Here is a 12,452-nt window from a genome sequence, read left to right on the forward strand (position 1 = left end):
ATCCGTCACCTCTCTCTATAGAGTTTATAGGGGTGGAACACGCACAAAAAGAAACATCTACAATTTTTTTGCAGATGCTTTCTTTCACAATGGAGTTATATTTTACCATTTGGCAAGTGATAATACAATATTCTTGTTTACCCTTTGAAATAAAGTAAAGCAATGAGGAAAAGAATCAATCCTATTAAAAAAATAGGACCAAGACCTGTACTGTATACAAAGTAAATTCTAATATGAAGAAGCGCATGAATAATAAGAATGGCCAGCAAGCAAACCAGCAATACAATGGTTAACTGCACATTTTTATTTCGATTTCGATTCAACGAATTTGCTCCCTTCTAGAGCTTTACAGGGACACTAAATGAACAAATAGTTTTTTATATAAATATTTTACATGAGCTTGAAATATTCCTTTCGACCCTCCCCTGCAAAGTTTTCTTAAATATAAAAAATCCCCACTTTTTACAACTGAATATGATATAATTGTGATATCACTTTTATATCACTTATTCATGATGGAGGGAACGAAATGAAGGAAAAATCAATTATTAAAATGAATGGGTTTGCTGCACTGGTCATAGCACTATTTTGTATTGGATTTGGCATCTTTTTAATCGTTACTGGAACGATAACGGAGAAAATAACTGGTGGAATCGTCATAATTCTAGGATTGATCATTGCAACAAGTTTGACGATTGTTCAGCCAAACGAGGCAAAAGTTTTAACTTTCTTTGGTACTTATCTTGGTGTCATCCGGGACCAAGGATTATGGGCCACCATCCCATTTACGTTCAAAAGAAGTGTATCCTTACGAGTAACAAACTTTAACAGCGAGAGACTAAAAGTAAATGATTTAGAAGGAAATCCGATTGAAATTGCCGCTGTTGTTGTGTATAAAGTGAGGGATGCAGCAAAAGCATTGTATGACGTTGAAAACTATAATAAATTCATCCAAATTCAAAGTGAAACCGGTCTTCGTCATATTGCGAGCAGATATGCCTATGATTCATTCGATCATGCTGAAAACCCATTAACCCTTCGTCAGAATAGCGATGAAGTCGCAGATGTGCTTATGTATGATTTACAAAAAAGACTAGATGTTGCTGGGGTGGATGTCATCGAAGCTCGGATTATGCATCTAGCCTATTCTTCTGAAATTGCTTCCGCCATGCTGCAAAGACAACAAGCGCAAGCCGTATTATCTGCTCGAAAAGTGATTGTCGACGGTGCCGTAGGGCTTGTAAAAGCTGCAATTGACCAACTAGCAGAGCAAGAAATTGTTGAACTGGATGAAGAGAAAAAAGCGCAGATGGTCAATAACCTGATGGTCGCCATTGTCTCTGAAAAGGGAACGCAGCCCATTATCAATACAGGAAGCATCTATTAAGGTTGTGTATTAAATGAGCAAACGAAAATCATTTCCGCTTCGGATTGACCCGAAGTTATATGAAGTGCTGGAAAAATGGGCAGATGATGAAATAAGAAGTGTCAACGCCCAAATCGAAGTCATCCTAAAAGAAGCCGCTAAAAAGGCCGGAAGATTGAAAAAAGAATAGATGCCATATGGACATTTCCCATTGGCCTCTAAATGAGTTAGTTACGACTACTAGGACCGGGCCCATGGTCTTCTTTGGTCGAAAAAAATAATCCATCCATGGAGATTCCAGGATGGATTATTTTAATGGTAAATGATAGATTTAGTCTAAGTGAATGTTTAATAGCAGATAAAGTTATTGTCTTAGTAATTTTTCAATTTCTGTTTCAACATGAAAAAGCCGTTTGATTAGGGCAGACGTTTTATCATCCGTATATTGAAACATCTTTTCCGAGTAATCTCCTATACTTTGTATTAAATTCTTTTGTAGTTTTTCTTGTCCGTTTTTAATTTCAATCACATCTAAATGCAATTTAATTTGACCTTCTTCTAAATGTTTTTGTCCAGCTTCCAATTGTTTCTGTCCAGCTTCCAACTGTTTCTGTCCAGCTTCTAAATGATTTTGACCTGTTTCTAAATTTTCCAAACGGGTGTTGATTTTTTGTAATTCATTGAGGATTAGTTTAAAGTTCTCTTCCATTTGAACTCCCCCAGTATTATAAAAAATATATGATTTACTTCAATACCGAACATACTTTCTTATTTGTATTATAACAAATTGAGTAATACCTGTCACGATAAACTCATCTTGAACCGACTAGATTATAATTCACTTAAATAATCACAAAATAGATTTGGTTCCTTTGGTCAATAATTAATTCATTAAAAACCTAAAACTCATACTCTATTTTCTTTTACTGGTATTTTAGTTATAATATAACTATATCATTGCATAAAATAAAATGACCGCGGGTGCTGGTAACACCTAACGGTCATGCAATAGCAGGTTCCGGTGCAAGGGAATCAGCATTAAGTGTAAGTAATCCACCTAGGGCAGCTAAACTCAAAGGTGGATTATTTTTTTTGATTAAATGATAGAACTGCAACGATTAGACTTCCAAATGCAAACATAATCATAAATGTCTCAAATACTGTCAATCAGCATCACCCCCTTTCTGATGGGAATGTGCCAATCACCCTTGAGAAATCCTACTCTATTGCTCTTCTATTTTATCATGTATTTCTACAAATAGGAACATACGTTTTGTTTTTAGGATGAAATAGGTCCTTACGTACAAAATCATTCTTAGTTTTAACTTTCTCGTGGTAATAATTTCCTATGTTAGTTCCACTAAGTTGAATAAAAGTGGGCTTATTTATTTTAATGAATAACGAATTATAAAAATATTAAAAGTGGTGAGGTAAATAGAAAAAAATATTAAGTTCTTTTTGGACAATAAAATGGAAAAATGGATAATCAAAAGGCTTCGGAGCGCCGGTTGTGTTTTTGCCGAAGATGAGACCCGATTACTTATCTCAGAGGCACGAACTCCAGATGATCTCAAGAAAATGGTTGAAATGCGAGCCGGTGGTTTACCTCTTGAATACGTCGTCGGATGCACAAAGTTCTGTGGACTGCGGATAGAAGTGGACCAGGGAGTTTTCGTGCCTCGCCAACGTACCGAGTTTCTTGTTCGACAGGCAGAAGCCCTGTCATGTTCTAGCGATATCATCGTTGACCTCTGTTGCGGGTCAGGCGCCGTGGGGGCAGCATTGGCCGTAGCCTTGGGACAGGCTTTGTTGTATTCTGTTGATATTGATCCTGTTGCAGTACGATGTGCCGCCCGTAACGTAATAGGCCTCGGTGGTCACGTTTTTGAAGGTGACTTGTATGAGGCTTTGCCCCACTCACTTAAAGGCCATGTGAACACCCTAGTTGCGAACGTACCTTACGTTCCTACTAAGGCAATCAAACTGCTTCCTCGGGAGGCCCGCCTACATGAGCCAAAGGTGGCACTTGATGGAGGAGAAGACGGACTTGACATTCACCGAAGAGTAGCTAAAGAAGCACCTCTCTGGCTGGCACCGGGAGGACACTTGTTGGTAGAGACGAGCGAAATGCAGGCACCTCAGACCTTTGAAATTTTTGTTAGGGCTGGGCTAATCACGAAAGTGGCCAGAGACGATGAACTGGACGCTACTGTCGTTATCGGAACCAAGTCTGGCTTTTAGAGTAAGTACACAGTTAGTCCTATCCACAAATGTCTTTCTTATCTCCATAACTCACTTTTTTGTTGCATTTACTATAAAATTGATATAAATTTAATTTAACCTGATTTTATTGCATTTGCAACAAAATCATTATGGTCATATTAATTTTAAAAGGACTGAAAAAAATGTATGCAAAAAGAATAACAATTGATGAAAATTTAAGGGCAGCATTTGCTATTCGGAAAGAAGTATTTGTAAAGGAACAAGGCGTCCCACTAGAAGATGAATTTGATCAATTTGATACACTGAATGGACTTTGCGAACACATATTAGTCCATTACAATGAACAACCAGTCGGAACGGGAAGGATAAGGTTTATGGATGGAGTAGGTAAATTGGAAAGAATCTGCATCCTCAAACCTTACCGTAAATTCGGTCTTGGAAAAATCATTATAAAAGCGTTAGAAGAAATCGCGGAAGAACGGGGAGCCTCACAGGTAAATTTACATGGACAAACACAGGCAGAAGGTTTTTATAAAAAACTAGGGTTTAGGACTTCATCTAATATCTTTATGGAAGATGGTATCCCACATATTCTCATGCTCAAAGAATTGTCTACTAAAAAATGATAATGAGGTCGAGTAGAGCCAAATATGTTGTTTATGTATTAGGAATATTACTATTAACCCTTGGTATTTCCTTCACTATACAATCAGACCTTGGTACTTCACCTTTTGATGCACTTTTGGTAGGATTGTCCATAAATGTGGGGCTTACTGTGGGAAGTTGGGAAATAATAATAGCTTTCATATTAATAGGTTGTAATTCAATTTTAAAAAGACAAAGACCAGAAGTTTTGGGGTTGTTAACAGCATTTATAACGGGTATTGGTATTGATATGTGGCTTTTTTTAATGCACAATTTGATAACACCCGAACTATGGTACGGCAAAGTAGTTTGTTTTGGAATCGGCTTAGTTGTAATAGGATTAGGAACTGCAACATATTTACACACAAATTTTGCACCGATTCCAGTAGACCGATTAACCTTAATCATACAAGAATTAACTAGAACAAATATATTTTTTTCGAGAACATTCATTTACCTGGTATTCTTGATACTTGCCATGATTTTAAATGGACCAATTGGCGTTGGAACTTTATTAACCGTTTGTTTAGGGGGGCTAATACTTAATTACTTTATGCCATTTACTGAAAAAGTATTAGACCGCATATTAACACACTCCAGTACATTACCCAATTATGATAAAGAAAAATACCTTTAATATAGGCAACCGTAAAAAAGGTGTCAGGCACCATCCATGTGGATGGTGCCTGACACCCTTTTACTCATTCTCATTGACTCATTTTAACAATTTATTCAGGAAGTCTAATCTCTGTTTTGCATTCTCTTTAATGATGATATCCACACCGGTATCAACGACTTTTTCAACATTTTTACCTTTTGTTACTTTCAATGCTGTTTCAACGCTTAAATATCCCATATCATAAGGGTTTTGTGCCACTGTACTAGATATCGTTCCATCCTTAATTAACTTTAGCATATCGGGTGTTCCGTCTGCTCCAATGACTGGAATTGTAACACCTTGTTCCTCCAATTCCTTTATTACAAGCAATGCGGAGATGTCATGAGTCGCAAAGACTCCCTTAATATCGGGATGTTCACGCAATATCTTTGTCATTTCTTTTTTTATGTTCTTGGGATCAGCCGATATCCCTACAGTTTCAGACGCTACTATGATTCCAGCATCTTTTAACGCTATTTTAGCTCCACTTATCCGTTCTTTAAATACGGAGATGGACAAATCTCCCCCGATAATGACCACTTTATTTCCAGGCTGAAGCTGTGAGGCTAAAAGTGAGCCTGCTTTTTTTCCTAACTCTACGTTATCGGTTCCGATATAGGAAGTTTTATTTTTCCATGGAAAATCGTTATCTACTAGTAATACAGGTATTTTTTTAGTTTCAGTAAACTTTTCCAGTTTTGGTATAACAGTTGAATCAGTAGGTGAGACAATTAATACATCTGGATTTTCTTGATAGGTCTTCTCTAATAAACTACTTTGTTCTTTAGCAGATTCATTAACTGGTGCTATGACCTTCCCATCAATTCCAAAGTCACTGAACGCTTTTTCAGCTCCTGCTTTCATAATTTCCCAATATTGTGTGTTCAAATTTTTTAAAACAACAACCACTTTCGGTCTATCAGCTGCAAATGATTTAGAAATAAAACTTATAATGATAACAGTAATAACCGCTCCAACAAGTAAGGCTAGTCTTCCATTCTTTAACACTGCATCCTCCCCTCTCTTTTAGTTTAAGTAAAGAAACTATCACTAATTAGGACTGGAATTTAATTGAAAGCGAATCGAGAAAACAGTCCCCTTTTCCCCTGTTGTGATATCAATTTCGGCATGATGTCGTTTGGCAACACTGTAGCAGATAGCCAAACCTAATCCAGTTCCCGTCTCCTTCGTTGTAAAGAAAGGTGTACCTAATTTTTGCAGGACTTCCGGGCTAATGCCATGACCCTGATCTTTTATTTCTAAAACGACGGCCTGTTTTTCCGTATAAGTTTTTATGGTAAGTTTTCCGTTAGACGACATGGCATCTAGCCCATTTAGAGTAATATTTAAAATAAGTTGACGGATTTCTTTCTGATCGATGAATATATCCGGACACTGATTTAACTCCAGCTTAACATGTTTGCTTGATCGAAAAGCTTCTGCTTGTATTAATGGAGATAAGGCTTCAAGTATCGTATTTAAGTTTTGCTTTTTCTTCACACTGACCTTATTTTTGGCTAGATTAAGAAATTCCGTGATAATGGAGTTTGCTCTTGTTAATTCGTCTAACATCAAATCAATGATCTCTGCTGATAAACTTGCACTGTTATTCCTTGATAATTGCAAAAATCCTTGAACAGTAGTCATGGGATTTCTAATTTCATGGGCAATTCCTGCAGCCATCTCACCGATTAAATTCAAACGATCTAAGCGGGACATCTCTTTCTCTAAGTGAACGGTTTCCGTAATATCTGTTAAAACAATGAGCGTACATGGTTCAGGATGGATATCAATCATTTCAGTCGATAATAAACCATCGCGAATATCGCCGTTTTTCGTCTTATAGCTAATTTTCCTATTACGAATTTTCAAATCCAGATTAATAGGTTTTCCTGTGGACTCATCGATAAAATTCTTTACATTTATTTTGTGTTTTTCCAACTCTTTCATGCTATAACCAGTAAAGTTTAACCAACTGGTATTTACTTCAATAAAGGTTAAATTCTTCTGTGAAAATATCGCCATTAAACAGGGACTAGATTCAAAAATTTTACGAAATCTTTCTTGGGAACGGTACAGATGGCTGGCGATCCTTTCTCGTTCCTCTATCTCATTTTGTAGTCTCTCATTAGCCCTTATCAGTTCTTTTGTTCGTTTTTCTACTATTTGTTCCATACTATTGTATTGAAGTTTCTTAATTTCCTCTATTTGCTTTCTTTCTGTGACATCCCGAATACTACATACAAAGAGGTTTTGATTTTCAATGGTAGTTTCACCAATGAGAATATCAGAATGAAAGTGACTTTCATCTTTCCGAACAGCTACCGATTCTATCACTTTGCCAACGGATTCTTTAATAGAGGAAAGAAAAGAAAACGAAGAATCTTGGACATGATCACCCATCCATGTTAGAAAAAGCCTCAAAACATGACCGCCGATTAATTCCTCAGCACTGTATCCAAACATGCTTTTTATCGCTGGATTCACAGACAATATAGCTCCTTGATCGTCAAACGTAAGAATCGTGTCAACGATGGTTTTACTAATAACTTTAGATAATGCCTCTGTCCGACGTAAATTTAAGGTGGTTCTTTCTAACTTTTTATTCATCTCATTCAGTTCAACTTTACGTTCTCGATCGGTTTGAATGATATTTTCTTGATGATTTCGGTGAATTTTAACAAATTGTTCAATTTTATACTTCAATGTTTTTGGATTAAAGGGTTTCATAATATAATCAATGGCCCCAACTGAATACCCTTCATACACATGTTCCATATCTAGATTAATCGCTGTTATAAAAATGATTGGAATATGTCTGGTTTTTTCTCTGGCCTTAATGAGCTTCGCTGTTTCAAAACCATTTAGCCCAGGCATCTGTACGTCTAGTAAAATAACAGCAAAATCTTGTTTAAGCATACATTTTAATGCTTCTTTACCTGAATTTGCGCTAACCAAGTGATAATTGGGAGAGTTAAGTACAGCTTTCAATGCTAATAGATTTTCAGGATGATCATCCACCATTAATATATTTACCTTATCAGAATGGGGACTAGTTAACTTTTCGATAGAGTTTTTCTGATGCGTCAAATTCTCTGTAACAGTGTTCATAATTTGTAAATTTTATCCCCTCTCTATTACCCAACCCAAGAAACCCTGTTCGGCTTAGGCTCTTATATAATAACGTGTGGACATGATTTTGAAGAAACTTATTAAAATAGATTAAAACATTTCGACATATAATTATATCAAACTCGTTAAACGATTGGTCTGTTACTAAATTATGCTGGGCAAACACCACATTTTTTTGCAAAAAGGAATGGAAAAATACTTTATCATCCACTGCCTTATAATATTCTGAAAAGGCCCTTTTCCCGTCTGCGTCGATATAGTTTTTAGTGTAAAGCTGCATCCTGTCCAATGGAAAGGTCCCTTGCTTTGCCTTTTCTAAAACACTTTTGTTTATATCAGTAGCAAATATTCTCGTTTTTTCGTAAATCCCTTCTTCATGCAAGAGAATAGACATAGAATAGACCTCTTCTCCTGAAGAACAGCCAACATGCCAAATGCGAATTTCAGGATAATCTTTTACTAAAGGGATAATCTTTGTTCGGAATGTCTTAAAAAATGATGGATCCCGAAACATCTCAGTTACATTAATCGAAAAATCAGAAAGCAATTCCCCCATGACAATTGGATCCCGAAGTACTTTTTCCTGGAGAGCAGATATACTAGGTAGATTTTCCTTACAAACACGATGGTTAATTCTCCTTTGAATGAAAGGAAAGGCATAGTTTCGAAAATCATAACCATAAAATCGAAAAACGGCCTCAAGCAATAAATCGATTTCTATTCTTTCTATCTCATCTGTCTGTAGAATATTAGGATTTTTTATCAAATTTTCTACCCCTCCTTACTATACAGCCATACTTGCATTAAGGAAAATAACTGGTCTAAGTTAATCGGCTTACTAATATAATCCGTTGCTCCCGCATCTAAACATTCTTCTCGGCTGCGTTTCATTGCCTTAGCTGTAAGAGCGATGATTGGTATCGTTTGGAATTCAGTTATATGACGAATGCGCCTTATTGCTTCAAACCCATCCATCTCAGGCATCATAATGTCCATTAAAATGAGGTCTGTGTCTGGGTTTTCCTTTAATACCTCAATTCCTTCACGGCCATTTTCTGCTACAATGATATCCATTTCATACTTCTCAAGAGCGATGGTTAAGGCATACACATTTCGTATATCATCATCTACAATGAGAATTTTCTTGTTTTTCAAAGAAGAAATGCCATCTTGTTTTATTGGACTTTCTAAATCTTTGAGTGAATCATCCTCATAAAGACTTATGGCTGCTTCTTCCAAAGCTGTATTTTCTACTATTTTGCTGTTTGTTTGAAAGTATGGCAAATATAAAGTGAAGGTGCTTCCATTTCCCTTCGTACTAGTTACCTCTATAAATCCACCTAATAACTGGGCCATTTCGCGACTAATGGAAAGTCCTAATCCAGTCCCGCCATATTGACGACTTGTCGTTCCATCTGCTTGTTTAAAGGCATCAAATATCGTTTCTTGTTTGTCCTTATCAATGCCTATTCCTGTATCGATAACGGAGAAAGCAAGCATCGATTGCTCTCGAGTACCTCCCTCAAAAAGCTGCCCACTTACGTCTTTTATTTCCTTCCGAATATCTAATGATACACTGCCACGTTCAGTAAACTTAAACGCATTAGAAAGGAGGTTTTTTAATATTTGCTGTAACCGTTGTTCATCTGTATAGACTGTCCCTGCTAAACTTGCTTCCATCTTAATTGAAAACAGTACATTTTTTTGAATCGCAAGAGGGGAAAATTGTCTTTCGATAAAATCTTGAACATCATGAAGATCTACCTCTTTTGGATTTACATCTAATTTTCCTGACTCCACTTTCGCCAAATCTAAAACATCATTGATTAAATGAAGTAAATCATTACCAGATGAGTAAATCGTCCGAATATACTCCACCTGTTCAACGGTAAGATTTCCATCCCCGTTTTCAGCAAGTATTTGCGCTAAAATTAGTAAACTATTAAGTGGCGTTCTTAACTCGTGTGACATATTGGCTAGAAACTCGGATTTATATTGAGAGCTGAGCTCTAATTGTTGAGCTTTTTCTTCAAGGTCCTCTCTCACCTTTTCAATTTCCTTGTTCTTTTGTTCAGAGGCTATATACTGCTCCTCAAGTTTTTCATTTGTCGTCCTTAATTCCTCTTGTTGTAACTGCAGTTCTTCTGATTGAGCTTGGAGTTCTTCTGTTAATGCTTGTGATTCTTGCAATAATCTTTCTGCTTTCATATGACTAACAATACTGTTTATCTTGATACCTATATTATTAATTACTGCTTCCAATAACTTTACCTGCAGGGGACTAAAGGACTCAAATGAAGCAATTTCCATGACAGCTAGTACATCATTTTCAAATTGAATCGGTAAAATCATAATATTTTTGGGTGAACCTGCTCCTGTGCCTGATCCTACTTTTACGTAATGATCTGGAACATTGGTGAGCAAGATGGAATGTTTTTCAAGGGCACATTGTCCGATAAGGCCCTCTCCAAAACGAAACCGCATATAATCTTTATTATCATCTAGAGAAGCATAGGCAGATATCTTTTTTAAATACTGCTCTCTGTCTTCCACTTCCTTAACATAGAAAACTCCGCAACTTGCTCCCACCATTGGGACAAGCTTCGTAATTAATAATTCTGCTAACATAGAAACATTTTCAACTTCAGGATAGATCGTGGCTATTTCCGCAATTTTTGCATTAAGCCAACTTTGATCTTCTGCTTCTTCTTTTAATTGGATCTCCAGCTTACTTTGCTCCTCTAGTGCATGTGCCATTTTATTAAATGTAACAGCAATTTCAGCCAATTCACCCTTAGAGGAAATCTTAATTCGGGGTAATGAACTAAAATCACTTGTGGTCGCACTTTTCATAACTTCTGTTATTTTGTTAAGGTTATTTGTGATACCTCTAATAATCCAAATCGTGAACAAAATGCCAATACATAAGGCAATGGCAAGATAAATGTATATGATGGTGACAGCCCAGTTGTATGTATCTTTAGACCTTAATAGTTCATCTTTCATCTTTTGTTCTTGCAATCCATAGAGAAGATCGGCAATTTGAATCATTCTTTGACTAATCAGTTCAGAATCCGTCCAAAAATCAGCTGGAATTTCCATATCCCGATTTAGTTTTTTGGCTGTCAAAGCCTGTTGACCCATATTTAAATACTGTTCATGCAATGTTTTAAATTTTGCGATTAGTTCTTTAGATTTCTCCTGCTTGTCCATTTTTTCTAGTGATTCTATCGCAGATTGCAAATTGGTATGGGAATCTTCCCAAGAATTCGTTGCATTTAATTGGGTATCATTTCCATGCACGGTTAACATCGAAGTTAGCTCTAAACCTATTCTAGAAGTCTCATATTTAATCTCATTAGCCATTTCGATTCTTTCATTTAAATCATTTATTACAACGTTCATATTAACTGTCGTTTGTTTGAGCATGTTCATTAAAATGACGGCGATAATAAAAAATAGCAGTAGTAATGATCCGATGCTTGTATAGAGCTTTGTTTTAAATTTCATAAGACCTCCTTTATAGTTATCAAAAAAAATAGAATATTCAAAACACAAATCTTCCCGTATACTTTACATATTTTTTAATTTTACTTTATGTCATTATTAACGTCTAGATAATATTTTGTTAATTGGAAGCAAGGTGCCTGATTAAAATGATTCAGATACTTCGACCCAATATAAAACCATCAAACTATCCTCTCACGGAAGCAAAAACGCCAAACCATGGAAAAATTTAACGGTTTGGCGTTTTTAAGATTTAATAGCAAAGAATTGTACTTATAAAATTTTATTTTATACTATTTTGATTTTTCTCTTTTCCAACAATGTCCTTAACAATATCTTCAATCGTGACATTTCCAAGTACCTTTTCCATCGCTAATTGAGCTGCTGACAATATTGGAGTAATGGAATCTTGTATGTTCCTGCCCACAGGGCAATCAGGGTGGGAATTTTCATGCACACTAAACAATTCTTTTTCCTGGACCACGTCTACCGCCTTATAAACGTCAAGTAATGTTATATATGATGGTTCCTTTGCTAGTTTTGCTCCTGCAATACCCGGTTGTACGACAATTAACCCAGCTTTTTTTAACATCCCCATAATTTTTCTTATCAAGGTTGGGTTCGTATTTACGCTGCCTGCTAAAAATTCCGATGAGCTGGTCCCCTCTTTATTTAATTCAATAAGAGTTAGGATATGAATTCCCACGGAAAATCGGCTGCTGATTGACATTTCATTCACCTACTTACTATTTGATCACAATTATTTCACAAAACATGTACTTAATTTGATTACAACTTATTATACCTTAAAATTCATTAGAAATAAAAAAGGTATTAAAATCATTGACAAAAGTTCAAGATGTATCTATTATGAATACAGGTATTCAAATCAGATACAAGAAAAAGCTGATTTTATGTAAG

13 protein-coding genes are annotated in these 12,452 nt (G+C 36.0%); 5 read left to right on the forward strand and 8 right to left on the reverse strand.

The genetic code is table 11. From position 1 onward, the window contains the following. Positions 1 to 137: 137 nt before the first annotated feature. On the reverse strand, positions 138 to 323 hold the full coding sequence (locus tag BR30_RS0111425) for a hypothetical protein (protein WP_026565141.1): 186 nt from the start codon (positions 321 to 323) through the stop codon (positions 138 to 140). Positions 324 to 529: 206 nt separating this feature from the next. On the opposite strand from BR30_RS0111425, the gene BR30_RS0111430 reads away from it, so the two are divergent. Together BR30_RS0111430 and BR30_RS36665 are read left to right on the forward strand one after the other, a co-directional pair. Further along, complete coding sequence (locus BR30_RS0111430) at positions 530 to 1,387, forward strand: SPFH domain-containing protein (protein WP_026565142.1); 858 nt, start codon at positions 530 to 532, stop codon at positions 1,385 to 1,387. A gap of 13 nt (positions 1,388 to 1,400) precedes the next feature. Next, positions 1,401 to 1,556, forward strand: a complete 156-nt coding sequence (locus BR30_RS36665; RefSeq protein ID WP_155928579.1) for a type II toxin-antitoxin system antitoxin — start codon at positions 1,401 to 1,403, stop codon at positions 1,554 to 1,556. 174 nt (positions 1,557 to 1,730) lie between these two features. Here BR30_RS36665 and BR30_RS33195 read toward each other — a convergent pair whose 3' ends face one another. Both BR30_RS33195 and BR30_RS38835 read right to left on the reverse strand, forming a co-directional pair. Continuing rightward, on the reverse strand, positions 1,731 to 2,075 hold the full coding sequence (locus BR30_RS33195) for a hypothetical protein (protein ID WP_035445415.1): 345 nt from the start codon (positions 2,073 to 2,075) through the stop codon (positions 1,731 to 1,733). Positions 2,076 to 2,449: 374 nt separating this feature from the next. Continuing rightward, positions 2,450 to 2,533, reverse strand: coding sequence for a putative holin-like toxin (locus BR30_RS38835; RefSeq protein WP_395947634.1), 84 nt, complete (start codon positions 2,531 to 2,533; stop codon positions 2,450 to 2,452). A gap of 303 nt (positions 2,534 to 2,836) precedes the next feature. On the opposite strand from BR30_RS38835, the gene BR30_RS0111455 reads away from it, so the two are divergent. The 3 genes from BR30_RS0111455 to BR30_RS0111465 all read left to right on the forward strand — a co-directional run bounded on the left by BR30_RS0111455 (position 2,837) and on the right by BR30_RS0111465 (position 4,871). Further along, a complete protein-coding gene (locus BR30_RS0111455) occupies positions 2,837 to 3,607 on the forward strand; it encodes a putative protein N(5)-glutamine methyltransferase (protein ID WP_026565143.1) in 771 nt (256 codons plus the stop codon). 164 nt (positions 3,608 to 3,771) lie between these two features. Beyond that, a complete protein-coding gene (locus BR30_RS0111460; RefSeq protein ID WP_026565144.1) occupies positions 3,772 to 4,215 on the forward strand; it encodes a GNAT family N-acetyltransferase in 444 nt (147 codons plus the stop codon). Further along, the gene (locus BR30_RS0111465) at positions 4,212 to 4,871 is read left to right on the forward strand and encodes a YczE/YyaS/YitT family protein (protein WP_026565145.1); all 660 of its coding nucleotides are present in this window, start codon (positions 4,212 to 4,214) and stop codon (positions 4,869 to 4,871) included. Before BR30_RS0111460 ends, BR30_RS0111465 begins: the two co-directional genes overlap by 4 nt. Positions 4,872 to 4,949: 78 nt before the next feature. Here the strand turns inward: BR30_RS0111465 and BR30_RS33200 are convergent, their stop codons facing one another. The 5 genes from BR30_RS33200 to BR30_RS0111490 all read right to left on the reverse strand — a co-directional run bounded on the left by BR30_RS33200 (position 4,950) and on the right by BR30_RS0111490 (position 12,261). Further along, positions 4,950 to 5,900, reverse strand: coding sequence for a sugar ABC transporter substrate-binding protein (locus tag BR30_RS33200; protein ID WP_051633572.1), 951 nt, complete (start codon positions 5,898 to 5,900; stop codon positions 4,950 to 4,952). A gap of 42 nt (positions 5,901 to 5,942) precedes the next feature. Next, complete coding sequence (locus BR30_RS0111475) at positions 5,943 to 8,003, reverse strand: PAS domain S-box protein (protein WP_051633573.1); 2,061 nt, start codon at positions 8,001 to 8,003, stop codon at positions 5,943 to 5,945. Next, the gene (locus BR30_RS0111480) at positions 7,945 to 8,790 is read right to left on the reverse strand and encodes a CheR family methyltransferase (protein WP_231507680.1); all 846 of its coding nucleotides are present in this window, start codon (positions 8,788 to 8,790) and stop codon (positions 7,945 to 7,947) included. The genes BR30_RS0111475 and BR30_RS0111480 overlap by 59 nt, the downstream gene beginning before the upstream one ends. A 5-nt stretch (positions 8,791 to 8,795) precedes the next feature. Beyond that, positions 8,796 to 11,534 carry a hybrid sensor histidine kinase/response regulator gene (locus BR30_RS0111485; protein WP_026565148.1) on the reverse strand — a complete coding sequence of 913 codons (2,739 nt, stop codon included), beginning with the start codon at positions 11,532 to 11,534 and terminating at the stop codon, positions 8,796 to 8,798. Between the two features lie 280 nt (positions 11,535 to 11,814). Continuing rightward, positions 11,815 to 12,261: an Rrf2 family transcriptional regulator gene (locus BR30_RS0111490; RefSeq protein WP_026565149.1), complete on the reverse strand. Its 447-nt coding sequence runs from the start codon at positions 12,259 to 12,261 to the stop codon at positions 11,815 to 11,817. Between the last annotated feature and the right edge of the window lie 191 nt (positions 12,262 to 12,452).

This window comes from Bacillus sp. UNC41MFS5, assembly GCF_000686805.1.